Here is a 17,911-nt window from a genome sequence, read left to right on the forward strand (position 1 = left end):
GACAACGCCCTCCGAACCCTCGCGACCCTCGGCTACGACGTCACCCTCACCCCCAGAACCGCGTGAAAGGTCACCATCCCTTTCCAAGTAGATCCGCCGTGGCACGGGCGGGGGCACGGGGCCAGCGCGCTGGCGGGCGTGGGTCTCGATACGCCGCTGCGCGGCTACTCGACCAGCATGGGGGTGCCGCTGCGCGGCTACTCGACCAGCATGGGGTGCCGCTGCGCGGCTACTCGATCAGCATGAGGGTGCCACTGCGCGGCACTTCGACCAGCAGGGGGGTGCCGCTGCGGGGTCGGCGGCGCGCCCGCGGTCAGGCCTCCGCGGCGCGGAGGGCGAGCTTCGCGTAGAGGTCCTCGAGGAGGAGGCGGGTGTCGACGTGGGTGTAGACGCGCAAGTCCGGGCCGACGCCGACGCGGGGGCCGTACTGGCCGTCGGGGGTGATCGAGGGGCGGGGGACGCGCGCCGTGCGGCTGGAGGAGGCGTCGGGCTCGAAGGCGGAGAGCAGGGCGGTCGCGAGGACGAGCGGGCTGTCGCCGAGGGCGTAGGTCTCGCCGAAGCTGAGGCCGTGCGCGGCGCCCATCCGGAAGACGCCGTCGAGGGCGTCGAAGAGGTGCCGGCCGAGCTCGCCGGCGGTGCGCATCCGCACGCGCAGCTCGGCGACGGAGGCGAGCGGCTGCCGGTACGCGTCGCGCGGGAACTGCTCGATCGGCAGCGCGGACGCGAACACCTCCGCGGCGGCGGGCACGTCGATCAGCAGGTTGTACTCGATCGGCATCGCGCCGGGCGGAGGGACGGCCAGGCCCGGGTGCTCCGGCCCGCCGATCCAGACCAGCGTCATCCGCGACGCGATCGACGGCTCGAGGCGCAGGGCCGCCGCCACCTCCGTCAGCCCGGCACCCGCGCAGAGGTACAGCGGCCGCGGGTCGTCCCGCAGCGCCTCCGCCACGATCGCGCGCGCCGCCTCCGACACATCAGCCCCGTCAGCGGTGTTGGACCCCGCCACCACCGGCACGTCCGGGCGCCCGCAGAGCGCGAGCACCTTCCGTGCCGCCGCGGCCGCGTTGTCCGCCGTCCGGTCGGAGGGATCGAACGGATCCCCTGGCCGCAGCCGCGAGCCGACGATCAGCGCCAGCTCGACCGACGGCGACAGCGCGTGCTGCGCGAGCTGCACCAGCCCGTCCGGATCGCCGGAGTAGTCGTTGTCCGAGATCACCCGCACCCGCGGCGGCACCCCGCCCGCGTCCCCGCTCGCACCCGCGCAAGCGTCCCCGCCCGCGCCAGCACCCGCGCCCCCGCTCACGACACGACCTTCGTCAGCCGCACGGCCATGAACTGCCGCGCCGGCAGCTCCACCCGGAACGACCCCGAGAACACCCCGGGCACCCGCGAGACGGTCATCCCCCAGGTGTCGATCACGTCGACGATCCAGGAGTCGGAGGGGTCGCGCACGATCTGCCGGAACCGCGGCCGGTTGAAGCCGAAGTACACCAGCTGCACGCCGCCGCCCCCGCCCCAGGGCGCGTCCCAGTCCGAGGGCAGCGGGTCGATCCGCCCGTCCGGCATCTCGGCGGTGATCCGCCGCAGGAACGCGATGCGCGCCGGACTGTCGCCGACGAGCTCGCCGCCCTTCGACCACCAGAGCTCCTCGCGGTCGTTGAGGTACGTCTCGCCGTGGCCGACGTAGCCGCCGCGGACCGCTCCCTCCCAGAACCGCCGGACCATCTCCTCGCCGGTGATGTTGCCCCAGCCCTGGTCGATGTCGCCCTCGTAGGCGCACTCGTCGATCACGACGGGCTTGCCCCACTGCTCGCGCCAGGCGTCGGTGTTCTCGGCGGTGCGGTACACGTCGATCCGCTGCACGCTCGCGTGGGTGATCCACGCCCGGGAGTAGTCGTAGAAGCCGAAGCAGTTGTGGATGGAGAGCAGGTGGCCCGCCGGGTCCTCGGCGACGACGAGCGCGGCGAGGCGCTCCCAGTCGTCGACCGTCTTCGACCAGAGCAGGTCGTACTCGTTGGCGAGCGACCACCAGACGTTCGGCGAGGCGGCCAGGCGCCGGACCACGTATCGGGTGACGAGGTCGTCGGCCGCGCGGCCCATGTCCGAGAAGCCCCAGCGGTCGTAGGCGTGGAAGAGGATCACGTCGGCCTGGATGCCGAGCCCGTCGAGATCCGCGACCCGCTCCTCCAGCCGGCGGAAGAACGCGGGCACGGGCCGGTCGAAGTCCCAGCCGTCGCCATCGGGCTCGAACGGGTACAGCTCCGGCTCGTTCGTGTTGTACAGGTACGCCTTCGGGAAGACGCAGTGCCGCACCTTGCTGAACGGCGCGTCCGCGAGCGTCGCGAGGGTCGCCTCCTGCAGCGCCTCGCTCTGGTGCGTCCAGGCGTACGCGGTCGTGCCGAGCGGCAGGTGCCGGGTGCCGTCCTCGTGCGCGAAGTGGAAGGTGTCGGCGACCCGCACCGGCCCGTGCGCGCCGGGCAGGGCGGCCTCCACGGTCACGGAGGCGGTGAGCCCGTCGAGCGAGCGCGCGGTGGACGCGGTGGACACGGTCCAGACGCCGGCGGCAGGAGGCAGGAACCGCACCCGGTACACCCCGTCGCCGTCGTAGAAGCCGCCGGCCCGCACCGTCTCGTCGCCGAGCGAGAACTCCGCCGAGAACTCGACGTCCACGAACGGATTGCCGTGCGCCGGCCCGTCGACGACGACCTCGGCCGGCGCCCACACGGTGCCGGAAGCGACCGGGCGCACCACGGCCGACGCGACAGCCACGTCCTCGCCCTCGTAATCCGCGCGCGGCAGCACGGCCACCCGCTCCGGCCGCGGCGCCGCGACTCCGGAGTCGTCGACCGCGTCGAGCGCCGCCCAGAACGAGGCCTCGCGCTCGGGGTCCGCCTTCAGCAGCGGATCCATCCCCACGACGAGTCCGACGGGGGCGGAGCGCAGCTGCACCAGCAGCGGCGAGTTGACGACACCCGGGACGAAGCGGCGCACGACGTCGCCCGCCTCCCCGTGGTCGAGGACGGCGGCCAGGGTCGATTCGCGGGAGAAGCCCACGGTCACACCTCCACGGTGGTCAGGGTCTGCACGGTGCGCCGGAACTCGGCCTGCATGTCGAGGGAGTCGCGCTGGAGGAGCCACTGCACCTGCAGCCCGTCCATGGTCGCGATGACGCGGATCGCGGCGCTGCGCGGATCCACGCCCGGCACCAGCTGCCCGCGGGTCAGCATGTCGCCGAACGCGCCGGTGAACAGGTCGACGATGAAGCGGTAGCGGTTCGCGAAGTACTCGTGCGCCGGGTGGTCGGCGTGGGTCGCCTCCGCCGAGAGCACGCACTGCAGCTCGACGAGGCCGGGGATCTCGGTGTTGTAGGCGACCAGGTCGATCAGCGCGCGGACCGTGTCGATGCCGGGCACGGCGTCGCCGCTGGGCACCCGGACGATCGAGTGGTCGTCGCGGAGGGTGAGCACCGCCGAGAGCAGCTCCCACTTGTTGGCGAAGTGGTGCAGCACGCCGGCCTGGCTGAGCCCGACCTTCTCGGCGATCTCGCGCAGCGACGCGGCGTGGTAGCCGCTCGCGGAGAAGACCTCCAGGCCCGCGGCCACGATCTCGGCACGCCGGGCGGCGGTCTTGGCGTACTGCCCGCGCGGTCGCCGCGGGGGAGAGGTGGGGAGTGCCATGAAGTGCCTCCAGGCGCATCGTTGCGAGGGGGCACGGAGCCTCCGGTGCGAGAAACCTAGCCGCTAGAGGTTTCCGAGTCAAAAACCTGGCGCCGAGTCGGTTTTCGGAAAGCTCCCCGTCAGCGCCCAGTTCCAAGCGCCTCGCGAGACGTGAACGGTCACGAGAATCACGAAAACCTAACGGGCCGAAGTTTTTCTTCCCAAAACCTAGGGGTCGTCTGTTTTTCGTGTTAGCTTCCTCGGCACCGGTTCATGGGAGAACCGGGAGAACCTGGAGACCGAAGATGTTCCGATGGAAGAGGCTGGCGGCCGCTGCGATCGCCGTCACCACGATGGTCGGCCTGACCAGCTGCGCGGCCGACTCCGGCGGAGGCGCTTCCGGCGGCTCGAGCGAGACGCTCACGCTGGGTGCGATCCAGACCCTGTCGACGTTCGCCGCGGCGGACTCGTACTGGGCCAACGAGTCGCCGTACATGCAGGCCGTCTACGACAGCGTGCTGCGGGCCGAGCCCGACGGCACCATCACCGAGGGCCTCGCCTCGGAGTGGACCTACAACGAGGACAACACGGTCCTCACCCTGAAGATCCGCGACGGCGTGACCTTCTCCGACGGATCGACGCTCGACGCCGACGCCGTCGCGCAGAACCTGATCCGCTTCCGCGACGGCAACTCGCCGGACACGAACAAGATGGCCGACCTCGCCGACGCGGTCGCGACCGACGCCTCGACCGTCACGGTGACCCTCAAGCAGGCCAACCCGACGTTCCTCTTCTACCTGACCCAGAACGCCGGCCTCGTCGAGGCGCCCTCCGCCTTCGAGTCCGCCGACATCCAGACCGTCCCGGTCGGCTCCGGCCCCTACGAGCTCGACGCGGCCAAGACCGTCATCGGCACCTCCTACGCCTTCACCAAGCGCGACGGCTACTGGGACGAGGACTCGGTCCACTACGACAACCTGAACATCAACGTCTACAGCGACTCCACCGCTCTGGTGAACGCGATCAAGGGCGGTCAGGTCAACGCGGCCAACACGGTCGACAACAACGACCTCAAGGAGATCGAGGCGTCGGGCTTCACCGTCAACCCCTTCGAGCTCAACTGGACCGGTCTGCTGCTGCTCGACCGCGACGGCACCATCGCGCCGGCCCTGAAGGACGTCCGCGTCCGCCAGGCCATCAACTACGCGTTCGACAAGGAGTCGCTGCTGAAGGCCATCGGCCAGGGCTACGGCACCCCGACCACGCAGATCTTCCCGACCTCCTCCGAGGGCTACGACGAGTCGCTCGACGACGACTACCCCTACGACCCCGAGAAGGCCAAGGAGCTGCTCGCCGAGGCCGGCTACCCGGACGGCTTCGAGCTGAACATGCCCTCGAGCTCGCTCATCGGCTCCTCGACCTTCACGCTGATCCAGCAGCAGCTCTCCGAGGTCGGCATCACCGTCACCTACACCGACGCCGGCAACAACTTCATCGCCGACGTCCTCGCCCCGAAGTACGCCGCGACCTGGCTCACGCTGCAGCAGGACCCCGACTGGGCCCTGATCAACTTCGAGCTCAGCCCCAACGCGATCTTCAACCCCTTCAAGAACGCCGACCCCGAGCTCGAGACGCTGATCGAGGCCGTCCGCACCGCGGACGAGTCCGGCTACGCCGCCGCCGTCCAGGCCGTCAACGCCTACACGGTCGAGAACGCCTGGTTCGCTCCCTGGTACCGCCAGCAGTCGAGCTTCGTGACCGACGCGAACACCAAGGTCGAGACCCAGACGGGCAACGCCTACCCGTACCTCTGGAACATCACCCCGGCCTGATCCGGATCGGCGGGCGGGTCGGCTCCGGTCGACCCGCCCGCTCCCTCTCTTCGCGCCGCCCGATCCGCTGATCAGGCCCGCGCCCTCCTCCGTTCGAAGGACCACTGATGACCAGGTTCATCCTGCGACGCGTCGTCTCGGGGATCATCCTCGTGGTGCTGATCTCCGTCGTCGCCTACGCACTCCTCTATCTCGGCGGCGGCGACATCGCCCGCCGCATCCTCGGGCAGAACGCGACGCCGGAGGCGGTCGCCCAGCGCGCCGCGCAGCTCGGCCTCGACCAGCCGATCTGGTCGCAGTACCTCGGCTGGCTCGGCCACGCCGTGACCGGCGACCTCGGCAGCTCCTGGTTCACCGGGCAGGCGGTCACCACCGCCATCTCCACCCGCGTCACCGTCACGCTCTCCCTGGTCATCGGCGCCACGATCATCTCCGCGATCGTCGCGGTCGTGCTCGGCGTCTGGGCCGCGGTCCGCCGCGGCTGGGCCGACAAGCTCGTGCAGCTGGTGTCGATCCTCGGCTTCGCGATCCCCGGCTTCCTGATCGCGCTGGGCCTCGTCACCGTCTTCGCGATCAACCTCCGCTGGTTCAAGCCCACCGGCTACGTCAACCTCACCGACTCGTTCTCGGGCTGGATCGCCACGGTCACCCTGCCGATCATCGCCCTCGCGATCGGCGGCATCGCCGGTGTCGCCCAGCAGGTCCGCGGCTCCGTCATCGACGCGCTCCGCCAGGACTACGTGCGGACCCTGCGCTCGCGCGGCCTGCCCGCCAACCGGATCGTCTTCCAGCACGTGCTGCGGAACGCCGGCGGCCCCGCGCTCGCCGTCCTCGCCGTGCAGTTCATCGGCCTCCTCGGCGGCGCCGTCATCGTCGAGCAGATCTTCGCGATCCCCGGTCTCGGCCAGGTCGCGGTCACCGCGACCACCCAGGGCGACATCCCGCTGGTGATGGGCCTCGTGCTGATCACCGCGATCATCGTCGTCATCGTCAACCTGCTCATCGACCTGCTCCAGGGCTGGCTCAACCCGAAGGTGCGACTCTCATGACCGCCACGACTCCGCTGCCCGCCAGCACCCCGTCGGTCGGAGTGGAGGAGCGCGCCGCCCGCACGCACCTCTTCCGCCGCCTGCTGCACAACCCGGTCGGGCTCGTCTCGCTCGTCTTCCTCGCGATCGTCGTCCTCTCCGGGATCTTCGCGCCGCTGCTCGCCCCGGCCGACCCGAACCGCGCCTCGCTGCAGGACGTGCTCGCCGAGCCCGGCGCCGCGCACCTGCTCGGCGCCGACAGCGCCGGCCGCGACGTCCTCTCGCGACTGCTCTTCGGCACCCAGTTCAGCCTCGCCGGCGCCCTGGTCGCGCTCGCGGTCGCCGTCGTGATCGGCGTCACCAGCGGACTGCTGGCCGGCTACTTCGGCGGCTGGTTCGACTCCGTCTCGGCCTGGACCTCCGGCCTCGTGATGGCGCTGCCCGGCTTCGTCGTCCTGCTGGCGGCCCGCGCCGTCATCGGCCCGTCGATGTGGCTCTCGATGGCCATCTTCGGCGTCCTGCTCTCGCCGGCGTTCCACCGCCTGGTCTACGCCTCCGTCACCGCGGTGCGCGGCGAGCTCTTCGTCGACGCGGCCCGGGTGTCCGGCCTCAGCAACGGCCGCATCATCGCCCGGCACATCCTCACCGTCGTCCGCGCTCCCGTCATCATCCAGGCCTCGCTGGTCGCCGGCATCGCGATCGCGATCCAGGCGGGACTCGAGTTCCTCGGCCTCGGCGACCTGTCGATCCCCACCTGGGGCTCGATGCTCAACGACGGCTTCTCCAACGTCTTCAACGCCCCGATCCTGATGCTCTGGCCGAGCCTCGCGATCGCGCTCACCTCCATCGCGCTGACCCTGCTGGGCAACGCGATGCGCGACGAGCTCGAGCGCAGCGCCTCCGGAGCCAAGCGCTCGAAGAAGCGCAAGTCGGCCTCGGCGCCCGCGACGGTGCCGACCAGCCTGTCCACCATCGGCATCCAGACGATGCTCGACGAGGACGCCGCGGCGCCCAAGACCGTCGTCCACGAGGAGGAGGCCGGCGCCAAGAGCTCAGAAGAGATCCTCCGCGTCACGAACCTCTCGGTCGGCTACGGCCAGAACGACGGCTCGGTGAAGACGGTCGTGCACGACGTCTCGCTCGCGGTCCGCCGCGGCGAGATCCACGGCCTGATCGGTGAGTCCGGCTCCGGCAAGACGCAGACCGCCTGGTCGGTGCTGCGCCTGCTGCCCGAGGGCGGCCGGATCACCGGCGGCTCGATCGTCTTCGACGGCAAGGACCTCGCGCACCTGTCGGAGAAGGAGATGACCAAGCTCCGCGGCAAGCGCATCGCGTACATCCCGCAGGAGCCGATGTCGAACCTCGACCCGTCCTTCACCATCGGCACGCAGCTCGTGCAGCCGATGCGGATCTGCCTCGGCCTCTCGAAGGCGGCGGCGAAGGAGCGGGCGCTCGGCCTGCTCGCCCGGGTCGGCATCCCCAACCCGCAGCGCACCTTCGACGCCTACCCGCACGAGGTCTCCGGCGGCATGGCGCAGCGCGTGCTGATCGCCGGCGCCGTCTCCTGCGACCCCGACCTGCTGATCGCCGACGAGCCGACCACCGCGCTCGACGTCACGGTGCAGGCCGAGGTGCTCGACCTGCTCCGCGAGCTGCAGTCGGAGCTGAACATGGGCATGATCCTCGTCACGCACAACTTCGGCGTCGTCGCCGACCTGTGCGACCGCGTCTCGGTCATGCGCGACGGCCGGATCGTCGAGACCGGGCCCGTGCGCTCGATCTTCGCCGACCCCCGTCACCCCTACACCCGCGCCCTGTTCGACGCGATCCTCGAGGAGGGGCCCGCCCGCGGACCGCTCGTCGCCACCACCGCCGTGAAGGAGTCGAGCCGATGAGCGCCGCACCCGCCGCACCGTCCGAGCTGCTGCTGGACGTCAAGGACGTCGTCGTCGAGTACCCGGGCAAGGGCTTCCGCGCGAAGCCGTTCCAGGCGCTGAAGGGCGTCTCGCTCGACATCCGCCCCGGCGAGACCGTCGGCCTGGTCGGCGAGTCCGGCTCGGGCAAGACCACGCTCGGCCGCGCGGTGCTGGGGCTCGCCCCGGTCACCGGCGGCGAGATCCTCTACAACGGGCGCGACATCGCGCACCTCGACCGACGTCAGCGCCGCGGGCTCTCCTCCGAGATCCAGGTCGTCTTCCAGGACCCGTACACCTCGCTCAACCCGTCGCTGACGATCGAGCAGATCCTGGTCGAGCCGCTCACCGTGCGGAAGGTCGACGCCAAGGTCGCCTCGAAGCGGGTGCGCGAGCTGCTCGACCAGGTGGGGCTGCCGCAGTCCGCGGCCGATCGCCTGCCGCGCGAGTTCTCCGGCGGTCAGCGCCAGCGGATCGCGATCGCCCGGGCGCTCGCCCTCGAGCCGCGGCTGATCGTCTGCGACGAGCCCGTCTCGGCGCTGGACCTCTCCACCCAGGCGCGCGTCCTCGACCTCTTCACCGAGATCCAGGAGCGCACCGGAGTCGCGTACCTCTTCGTCTCGCACGACCTCGCCGTCGTGCGGCACCTCTCGCACCGCGTCGCCGTGATGTACCACGGCGAGATCGTGGAGTGGGGCGACGGCGACCAGGTCACCTCCCGCCCGGAGCACGCCTACACCCAGCGCCTCTTCCTGGCGGCCCCCGTCGCCGACCCGGTCCGCCAGGCCACCCGCCGCGAGGAGCGCCGCGCCTTCGTGGCCGCCCACCCCTGACGCCCGCCGCCCCCCGGACGCGCGCGCGTCCCTCCCCCTCTCCGCGAGATGCCACTTATGAGCGCGACACGCCGCGCGATCGCGTCATAAGTGGCATCTCGCGGAGGGGGGTCGGGCGGGGTGCACCGTCAGAAACCCACTACTGCTAGGTTTTGAGGGACGACGACGTCGCCTCCCGAGAGAGAAAGAGTCACCGTGACCGACACCTCCACTGCTCCCCGCATCCCGGCCGAGGGACCTGACGCCGACGCCCTGCTCACCGAGCTGATCGGGCGCCTCGACCTCGAGGAGAAGGTGCAGCTGCTCACCGGCCGCGACTTCTGGACCACCTGGCCGATCGAGAGGATCGGCCTGCGCCGCATGCTCGTCTCCGACGGCCCGTCGGGTGTCCGCGGCGAGGTCTGGGACGAGCGCTCGCCCTCGCTCAACCTGCCCTCCGCCACCGCGCTGTCCTCCTCCTGGGACCGCTCGATCGCCCGCCGCTACGGCGCCGCCGCCGCGGTCGAGGCGCGCCGCAAGGACGTCGACGTCGTCCTCGGCCCGACCATCAACCTGCACCGCTCCCCGCTCGGCGGCCGCCACTTCGAGGGCTTCAGCGAGGACCCGGTGCTCACCGCCGACCTCGCCGCCGCCTACGTGGCCGGCGTGCAGGAGAACGGCGTCGGCGCCACTCCCAAGCACTACATCGCCAACGACTCCGAGACCGACCGCTTCACCGTCGACGTCCGGGTCGGCGACCGCGCGCTCCGCGAGCTCTACCTGCTCGCCTTCGAGCGCGCGATCGTCGAGACCCGCGCCTGGCTCGTGATGAGCTCCTACAACTCGATCAACGGCACCACCGCCACCGAGAGCGACCTGCTGGAGACCCCGCTGAACAGCGAGTGGGGCTTCGACGGCGTCGTCATCAGCGACTGGACCGCGGTCCGCACCGTCGACAGCGCCCGCGCGGCGCAGGACCTCGTGATGCCCGGCCCCGACGGCCCATGGGGCGCCGCGCTGGTCGCCGCCGTCCGCGACGGCTCGATCGAGGAGTCCGTCGTCGACCGCAAGGTCCGCCGCATCCTCCGCCTCGCCGCCCGCGTCGGCGCGCTGGAGGGCTTCGAGCCCGCCGTCGCCGAGCCGGTCCTCGTCGAGGACGGCCGCGCCTTCGCTCGCGAGGCCGCCGCAGCCGGCAGCGTCCTGCTGCGCAACGAGGGCGAGCTGCCCTGGGACGCCTCGGCGCTCACCTCCGTCGCCGTCATCGGCCACAACGCCCGCGAGGCGCGCACCCAGGGCGGCGGATCCGCGACGGTCCTGCCCGAGAAGGTCGTCACTCCGCTCGACGGCGTCCGCGCCGCCCTGCCGCAGGCCCGCGTCGACTACGCCCTCGGCGCGGTGGTGCAGGACGGCGTCGCCCCGCTCGTCCTCGAGACGATCACCAACCCGGTCACCGGCGAGCCCGGCCAGCGCGTCCGCTTCCTCGCCGAGGACGGCGCGGAGCTGTTCGTCGAGGACCGCCGCGCCACCTCGCTGGTCTGGTTCGGCGGCACCGCCCCGATCGCCGCGTCGGCCCGCGTCGAGTTCTCGACGATCCTCACCCCCGCCGCCGACGCGACCGTCCGCCTGGGCTTCGCCGTCGCCGGCACCGCCCGCGTCTACGTCGACGGCGCGCTCTTCCTCGAGGAGACCCTCGCCGCCGTCGGCTCCGACCTCGGCGCCGCGCTGCTCGCCCCGCCGTCGGTCTCCGCGCCGCTGACCGTCACCGCCGGCACCCCCGTCGACATCCGGATCGAGTACGACATCGTGCATGCCGAGGGCGACCTCGAGGGCGCGCTCGGCTTCACCTACGGCCTCGAGCCCGACGCCACCCCCGCCGACGAGCTGATCGCGGAGGCGGTGGCGCTCGCCCGCGACGCCGACGTCGCCCTCGTGGTCGTCGGCACCAACTCCGCGGTCGAGTCCGAGGGCTACGACCGCAGCTCGCTCGACCTGCCCGGCCAGCAGGACGCGCTCGTGCGCGCCGTGGCCGCGGTCAACCCGCGCACCGTCGTGGTCGTGAACGCCGGCGCCCCCGTGCTGCTGCCGTGGCGCGACGAGGTGGCGGCCGTGCTGGTCGGCTACTTCGGCGGGCAGGAGATGGGCGACGCGGTCGCCGACGTCCTGCTCGGCCGCGTCGAGCCCGGCGGACGCCTGCCCACCACCTGGCCGGTCGCGATCGAGGACGTCCCCGTCCTCTCCACGCTGCCGACCGACGGCGAGCTGCACTACGACGAGGGCATCCACATCGGCTACCGCGCCTGGCTGCGCAGCGAGGTCGAGCCGGCCTACGTCTTCGGCCACGGCCTCGGCTACACCTCGTTCGAGCTCGTCTCGGTCTCGACCCCCGAGCCCGTGCGCGGCGGCGAGGACGTCGCGCTCCTCGTCGACGTCGTGAACACCGGCGAGCGCGCCGGCAAGGTCGTGCTGCAGGCCTACGCCGAGCGCCGCGACTCCGCCGTCGAGCGCCCGGTGCGCTGGCTGGTCGGCTTCGAGAGCGCGACGCTGGAGGCGGGTGCGAGCGCGCAGATCGCCGTGACCGTGCCGACCCGCCTGCTCGCCACCTGGAACGACGGCTGGGAGTACGAGGCCGGAGCGTTCACGATCCGCCTCGGCACCTCGCTCGAGGACGTCCCGCTGGTGACCGAGCTGGAGCTGCGCGCATGAGCGGCGGCGTCGTGCCGGGCGGAGTCGCGCAGGGCGGGGTCGGCGCCCCGTTCCCGAACCCGCTGATCCCCGGCTTCAACCCCGACCCCAGCGTCGTCCGCGCCGACGGCGTCTACTACCTGGTCACCTCGACGTTCGAGTACCTGCCCGGCATCCCCGTCTACCGCAGCACCGACTTCGAGACCTGGGAGCGCGTCGGCAACGTCGCGACCCGCGCCGAGCAGATCGGTGTGGAGGAGGTGCCCACCGGCCTCGGCGTCTGGGCGCCGACGATCCGGCACCACGACGGCCTCTTCCACGTGATCGTCTCGGTCCCCGCGGGAGTCGGCACCGTCGTCTTCACCGCGGCGGACCCGGCCGGCGAGTGGAGCGACGGCACCGTCCTGACCGACGCCGACGGCGGCCCGCTGCAGGGCATCGACCCGGACCTCGCCTGGGACGAGGACGGCACCGCGTACGTCACCTACTCCGGCCTGATCCTGAGCGGCGAGGAGGCCGGCGCGCACCTCGGCATCCAGCAGGTGCGGGTCGACCTCGCGGCCGGTCGCATCCTGGAGGAGCCGCGCTCGCTGTGGTCGGGCACCGGCGGCGGCTTCCCGGAGGCGCCGCACCTCTACCGGCGCTCGGTCGACGGCCGGGACGTCTGGTACCTCCTCATCGCCGAGGGCGGCACGGAGCGCGGCCACGGCGTCTCGATCGCCCGGAGCGACGCGCCGACCGGCCCGTTCGAGACCGCGCCCGGCAACCCGTTCCTCACCGCCCGCGGCACCACCCGACCGGTGCAGAACACCGGCCACGGCGACCTGGTCGAGGGCCCCGACGGCTCGACGCTGATCGTGCTGCTCGGCGTCCGCCCGCGCGGAGCGACCCGCGCCTTCTCGGCGCTCGGCCGCGAGACCTTCGTCACCCGCGTCAGCTGGGAGGACGGCTGGCCGGTCGCCGAGCCCGTCGCGCTCGCGCCGCGCGGTCCGCTGCGCGACGACGTCGACTTCTCCGGGCCGCTCGACGCGGGCTGGATCGGTGTCCGCCGCCTCCCGACCGCGCTCGCGAGCGTCGAGGGCGGCCGGCTGTCGCTGCCGGGGGAGGGGCGCACCCTGCGCCACCCGCAGCCCACGTTCATCGGCCGCCGCCAGCTCACCCAGACGATGCAGGCCTCGGTCGTCGCCGACGTGTCGGCCGGCGTCGGCGGGCTCGCCGTCCGCTACGACGAGACGACCTTCGCGTCGGTCGAGGCGGAGTCGACCGGCTCCGGCACGCGGGTCACCGCCCGCGCCGTGATCCCCTCCTTCGAGCAGGAGTGGACCGCCGAGCTTCCCGAGGGCCCGGTGACGCTGATGCTGGAGTCCGAGCGCGACGCCGGCGTCGGCTTCGGCCCCGGCCAGATGACGAGCGACTTCCTCGTCCTCCGCGCGGAGGCCGGCGGCGTCTCCCGCACCCTCGCCCGGATCGACGGCCGCTCCTTCACCGCGGAGACCGCCACCTCCTTCACCGGCCGCGTCCTCGGCCTCTACGCCACCACCGGCACGCCGTCGTTCACCGCCTACCGCTACGCCGGCACCGACGACTGACCCGCGGGTCTCGATACGCCGCTCCGCGGCTACTCGACCAGCATGAAGCGGAGCGGCCCGCGCCTCATGTCGATCGAGTAGCCCTCGCAGCGGGCGTCTCGAGGTCCACCGCCCGCTCCCGGGTTGTACCACGTCTGCGTCCAGCCGCAACCACCTGAACTCCCAGGCGGCTCGCCTCTACCGTCGAGGGAGGCGACCGCAGCAGCGGCCTGCCGCACACCGAGTGAGACATCAAGGAGCACTACCGTGTCGCAGATCATCGAGACCGTCGACGTCAACGTCCCCGTGTCCGTCGCGTACAACCAGTGGACGCAGTTCGAGGAGTTCCCCAAGTTCCTCGACGAGGTCGAGTCCATCCAGCAGGTCACCGACGTCCTCACCGTCTGGAAGGTGAAGGTCGGCCCCGTCGAGCGCGAGTTCGAGGCCAACATCACCGAGCAGCACCCCGACGAGCGCGTCGCCTGGAACAGCACCGGCGGCGAGACCGACCACGCCGGCGTCGTCACCTTCCACAAGCTCTCGGACACCGAGACCCGCGTCACCGTGCAGCTCGACTGGGAGCCCGCGGGCTTCCTCGAGACCGTCGGCTCGCTCGTCGGCGCCGGCAGCCACGCGGTCAAGAAGGACCTCAAGAACTTCAAGGAGTACATCGAGTCCAAGGGCTCCCCGGACGGCGCCTGGCGCGGCGACGTCGAGGCCTGAGCCCGATGTCGGACGACAGCACCCCGGACACCGGCACTCCTGAGGACGGCGGCCTCGGCACCGAGGGCACCATCCCCGACTCCGAGGACGGGATCGCCCTGGGCGTCTCGGGCGACTCGCACTTCAACCCCGAGGAGGACGCCCCGAGCGACTCCGAGGGCGAGGCGGACGAGAAGTAGCAGAACGATGTGAAGGGCCGGAGGCGGTGACGCCCCCGGCCCTTCGTCGTCTCAGCGCCAGGCCCGTGCGTACTGCGGCGGCACCAGCCCGAGCGGAGCCCCCAGCTCGCGCGCCATCCGCGACGGCGCGTGCGGGTCGCGCAGCAGCTCGCGCGCCAGCAGCACCACGTCCGCGTCGCCGCCGGCCACCACGCCCTCGGCCTGCTCCGCCGTCGTGATCAGCCCGACCGCCCCGACGGGAGCGCCGGTCGCCCGGCCCACCTCGCGAGCGAACGGCACCTGGTAGAGCGGCGCCACCGGGATGTCGGTGCCCTTCACGAGCCCGCCGGTCGAGACGTCGAAGAGGTCGACGCCCTCGTCGCGCGCCCACTCCGAGACCCGGATCGTCTCCTCGAGCGTCCAGCCGCCCTCGGCCCAGTCGGTGGCGGAGAAGCGCACCAGCAGCGGCAGCTCGCCGATCTCGGCCCGCACCGCGCGGACGACCTCGAGCAGGAGCCGCGCGCGGTTCTCCAGCGATCCGCCGTAGGCGTCCTCGCGGTGGTTCGAGAGCGGCGAGAGGAACTGGTGCAGCAGGTAGCCGTGCGCCGCGTGCAGCTCGATCACGTCGAAGCCCGCGTCCACGGCACGGCGGGCGGAGGCGCGGAACGCCTCGACGAGGCCCGGGAGCTCCTCGACGTCGAGCGCCCGCGGCACCGCGTAGCCCTCGAACGCGACGGCCGAGGGGGCGACCGTCTCCCAGCCGCCCTCGTCGACGGGGACGGAGCCGCGCCCGCTCCATTCGCGGTAGGTCGACGCCTTGCGGCCCGCGTGCGCGAGCTGGATGCCGGCGAGGGCGCCCTGGCCGTGCACGAAGTCGACGATCGGCGCCCAGGCCGCCTGCTGCTCGTCGTTCCAGAGCCCGGTGTCCCAGGGGCTGATCCGCCCCTCGGGGACGACGCCGGTCGCCTCGACGATCACGACCCCCGCCCCGCCGCGCGCGAGCGAGCCGAGGTGCACGAGGTGCCACGGAGTCGGCACGCCGTCCTGCGCCTCCACCGAGTACTGGCACATCGGCGCGGCCCAGACGCGGTTGCGCGCCGTGCGGGAGCGGAGGGTCAGCGGCTGGAAGAGGGCGGGGGAGTCGGTGGTGGTGCGAGGTGCGTCGGTCATCTCAGGGCCAACCGACGGAGCGGCCCGGGTATGCCCGCTGTCGCGCGGCGCGCGTCCCCCTGACGCGACGCCGACGATCCGCCGACGCCCGGCGCGGCCCTCCGAGGGACGCGCCGCGCCGTCGCTCAGCGCGGCCAGGTCGACCCGGGCGCCTCCTGCCAGACCGAGCTCGGCGGCGCGAGCGACTCCAGCTCCTCGAACAGCGCGTCGGGGATGTCGAGCGCGTCGTCCGCGACGAACGCGTCGTAGTGCTCCGCGCTCGTCGCGCCGACCACCGTCGTCGTCACCCGCGGGTCCCGGGTCGAGAACTGCAGCGCGGCGGCGGCGAGCGGCACGCCCGCCCGCTCGCAGGCCTCGCCCATCGCGGCGACCGCGTCGACGATCTCCTGCGGCGCCGGCGCGTACGCGTAGCTGCGGACCGGCTCGGGCCAGCGCGCGAGCGCCCCGCCGCCGTAGACGGCCGCGTTGACCACGACGACGCCGCGCGCGACGGAGGCGTCGATCAGCTCCTCGGAGGAGCGGTCGACCAGCGTGAACCGGTTGTGCGTGATCACCGCGTCGAAGAGCCCGGTGTCGACGTAGTGCCGCAGCATCGGCGCCGGCCCGCCCGAGATGCCGATGGAGAGCGCGACGCCCGCCTCCTTCACCGCGACGAGCGCGCGCACCGGGCCGTCCTCGGCGAAGGCCTCGTCGTAGGAGATCCGCTCCGGGTCGTGCAGGTAGAGCAGCGGCAGCACGTCCATGCCCAGGCGCTCGCGGCTCTCGTCGAGGCTGCGGCGCATCCGCTCGGCCGAGTAGCTGCCGGTCTCCGGGTCGCGGTCGAGCTTCGTGACGACGGTGATCCCCTCCGGGACCCCGCCGCGCGCCCGCAGCGCCTCGCCGATCAGGCGCTCGCTGTGTCCGAGCGCGTACTCGTTGGAGGTGTCGATCACCGAGACGGCGCGGTCGGCGCCGGAGTCGAGCACGCGCTCGAGCGCGGGCACCGTGTCGAGCGAGCCGACGCGGTCGGGGTTCCAGGAGGTGCCAAGGGTGAGCCGGGTCACCAGGGCGCCTGACGGGCCGAAGGGGCGGAGCGCGGAGGGCTGAGAGGTCATCCCGTCAGCCTGGCAGCCGCGCCCGTCGCCCGTCGAGGGTTCCGTGCACCAGCAGTTCCGTGCACCAGCAGCTCAGTGCACCTGCAGCTCAGTGCACCAGCGTGCTCAGCCACACCACGACGAACCCGAGCAGCGTCGTCACCAGCGTGCTCAGCACCCGCCGTTTCCACGAGCTGCCGCGCCGCGCCGACATCAGGTAGCCGAGCGCCGCGAGGATCACGACACCCGCTCCGAGCGCCAGGTAGTACGCCGTCCACTCGTCCAGCACCCCGAGCGGCCCGAGCGCGAGCAGCAGCGCCGGCACGACCATCGCGGCGATCATCCCGATCGAGTGCCGGGCGGTGTCCCGCACGGCCGCGAGGACCGTGCGCGGCGTCGGATCCGACTCGGGCAGGCGCGCGATCGTCCCGGAGTAGAGGTGCGCGACCCAGAACACGGTCACCGAGCCGAGCAGGAACAGCAGGACGTCCAGGTCGGTGTCCTTGTCCCAGCCGACGGCGATCAGCGTGATCGAGAGCACCGTCCCGTAGATGGCGCCCTCGGTGCGCATCACCGCGCCGAGCACGCCGACCGCGACCACGGCGCCGGTGCGGGTGGTGACGATCCGCCGCTGCGGCGGCGCCTGCTCGAGGGTCGGGGAGTCGTCGGGATCCATGGAGCTCGGCCTTCCGTCGGGCGCGGGCGACCGGCGGCGGACCGGCCTGACCACACCCTAGGGCCTGCGCGCCCGCGGCCGCGTCTTCAGCGGCACGGGCGGCAGGGCGGCGAGCGACGGCGCGACGAAGCCGACCACGTCGGAGTAGTGCTCCTCCTCGCCCGAGCGGACGAACGACCAGCACTTGAGCGACGCGGGCCGGTCGCGCAGCGGCAGCGGGCTCGCCTCGACGACCAGCGCTCCGTCGCTCCGGTAGACCACCCGCGCCGGGACTCCGCGGCGGCGGCCGTCGATCGTGTGGCTCGCGGTGGGGTGGAGCACGCCGTCGCGGCTGTCGAGGCCGATGGAGAGGACGGAGCGGAAGTCGTCCGAGGCCGCGCCCATGCCGATCAGGAAGTCGGGGCCGGTGCCGCGGAGCAGGAACACGACGTCGAGCCCCTTCTCGTGCCGGAGCGCGTACGTCGCGGTCAGCATGCCCCGGCCGAAGGAGGCCGCGCGCGCCTCGGAGTCCTCGTGGTGGGATCGGGCTTCCTGCTCGCGCATGCGGCGCTCCTTCGCGTCTCCGGCTCGGTCGAGGCGCCGCCCCCGCCGCTCGTCGTCTCCTTCACCGTAGAGGAGAG

General features: G+C 72.5%; 15 protein-coding genes. 8 read left to right on the forward strand and 7 right to left on the reverse strand.

Annotation, left to right across the window (positions count from 1 at the left end; all coding sequences use genetic code 11):
• Positions 1-313 precede the first annotated feature (313 nt).
• The 3 genes from EDF43_RS14465 to EDF43_RS14475 form a co-directional block, all read right to left on the reverse strand.
• A complete protein-coding gene (locus EDF43_RS14465; RefSeq protein WP_132437467.1) occupies positions 314-1,234 on the reverse strand; it encodes a nucleoside hydrolase in 921 nt (306 codons plus the stop codon).
• 65 nt (positions 1,235-1,299) lie between these two features.
• A complete protein-coding gene (locus EDF43_RS14470) occupies positions 1,300-3,060 on the reverse strand; it encodes a DUF5605 domain-containing protein (RefSeq protein WP_243699272.1) in 1,761 nt (586 codons plus the stop codon).
• Entirely contained in the window at positions 3,057-3,677 is a 621-nt protein-coding gene (locus EDF43_RS14475; RefSeq protein WP_132437468.1) for a TetR/AcrR family transcriptional regulator, read from the reverse strand. Before EDF43_RS14475 ends, EDF43_RS14470 begins: the two co-directional genes overlap by 4 nt.
• Positions 3,678-3,961: 284 nt before the next feature.
• On the opposite strand from EDF43_RS14475, the gene EDF43_RS14480 reads away from it, so the two are divergent.
• From EDF43_RS14480 to EDF43_RS21910, 8 genes are all read left to right on the forward strand, one after another.
• Positions 3,962-5,488: an ABC transporter substrate-binding protein gene (locus EDF43_RS14480; RefSeq protein WP_132437469.1), complete on the forward strand. Its 1,527-nt coding sequence runs from the start codon at positions 3,962-3,964 to the stop codon at positions 5,486-5,488.
• A gap of 107 nt (positions 5,489-5,595) precedes the next feature.
• Positions 5,596-6,537 carry an ABC transporter permease gene (locus EDF43_RS14485; RefSeq protein WP_123736712.1) on the forward strand — a complete coding sequence of 314 codons (942 nt, stop codon included), beginning with the start codon at positions 5,596-5,598 and terminating at the stop codon, positions 6,535-6,537.
• Positions 6,534-8,411 (forward strand): dipeptide/oligopeptide/nickel ABC transporter permease/ATP-binding protein, encoded by a 1,878-nt coding sequence (locus tag EDF43_RS14490; protein ID WP_132437470.1) that lies wholly within the window; start codon positions 6,534-6,536, stop codon positions 8,409-8,411. The genes EDF43_RS14485 and EDF43_RS14490 overlap by 4 nt, the downstream gene beginning before the upstream one ends.
• Positions 8,408-9,262 carry an ABC transporter ATP-binding protein gene (locus tag EDF43_RS14495; protein WP_123705418.1) on the forward strand — a complete coding sequence of 285 codons (855 nt, stop codon included), beginning with the start codon at positions 8,408-8,410 and terminating at the stop codon, positions 9,260-9,262. Before EDF43_RS14490 ends, EDF43_RS14495 begins: the two co-directional genes overlap by 4 nt.
• Before the next feature lie 222 nt (positions 9,263-9,484).
• Entirely contained in the window at positions 9,485-11,944 is a 2,460-nt protein-coding gene (locus tag EDF43_RS14500; RefSeq protein ID WP_132437625.1) for a glycoside hydrolase family 3 C-terminal domain-containing protein, read from the forward strand.
• On the forward strand, positions 11,941-13,512 hold the full coding sequence (locus tag EDF43_RS14505) for a glycoside hydrolase family 43 protein (protein ID WP_132437471.1): 1,572 nt from the start codon (positions 11,941-11,943) through the stop codon (positions 13,510-13,512). Before EDF43_RS14500 ends, EDF43_RS14505 begins: the two co-directional genes overlap by 4 nt.
• 246 nt (positions 13,513-13,758) lie before the next feature.
• On the forward strand, positions 13,759-14,214 hold the full coding sequence (locus EDF43_RS14510; RefSeq protein ID WP_123736715.1) for an SRPBCC family protein: 456 nt from the start codon (positions 13,759-13,761) through the stop codon (positions 14,212-14,214).
• A 5-nt stretch (positions 14,215-14,219) separates the two neighbouring features.
• The gene (locus EDF43_RS21910) at positions 14,220-14,393 is read left to right on the forward strand and encodes a hypothetical protein (RefSeq protein WP_164874539.1); all 174 of its coding nucleotides are present in this window, start codon (positions 14,220-14,222) and stop codon (positions 14,391-14,393) included.
• A 51-nt stretch (positions 14,394-14,444) separates the two neighbouring features.
• Here the strand turns inward: EDF43_RS21910 and EDF43_RS14515 are convergent, their stop codons facing one another.
• The 4 genes from EDF43_RS14515 to EDF43_RS14530 all read right to left on the reverse strand — a co-directional run bounded on the left by EDF43_RS14515 (position 14,445) and on the right by EDF43_RS14530 (position 17,834).
• Entirely contained in the window at positions 14,445-15,542 is a 1,098-nt protein-coding gene (locus EDF43_RS14515; protein WP_132437472.1) for an NADH:flavin oxidoreductase/NADH oxidase, read from the reverse strand.
• 125 nt (positions 15,543-15,667) lie between these two features.
• A complete protein-coding gene (locus tag EDF43_RS14520) occupies positions 15,668-16,636 on the reverse strand; it encodes an aldo/keto reductase (RefSeq protein WP_132437473.1) in 969 nt (322 codons plus the stop codon).
• Positions 16,637-16,724: 88 nt separating this feature from the next.
• Positions 16,725-17,291: a hypothetical protein gene (locus EDF43_RS14525; protein WP_123705415.1), complete on the reverse strand. Its 567-nt coding sequence runs from the start codon at positions 17,289-17,291 to the stop codon at positions 16,725-16,727.
• 57 nt (positions 17,292-17,348) lie between these two features.
• Entirely contained in the window at positions 17,349-17,834 is a 486-nt protein-coding gene (locus EDF43_RS14530) for a hypothetical protein (protein WP_132437474.1), read from the reverse strand.
• Between the last annotated feature and the right edge of the window lie 77 nt (positions 17,835-17,911).

The organism is Rathayibacter sp. PhB179, assembly GCF_004345345.1.
Lineage (GTDB): Bacteria > Actinomycetota > Actinomycetes > Actinomycetales > Microbacteriaceae > Rathayibacter > Rathayibacter festucae.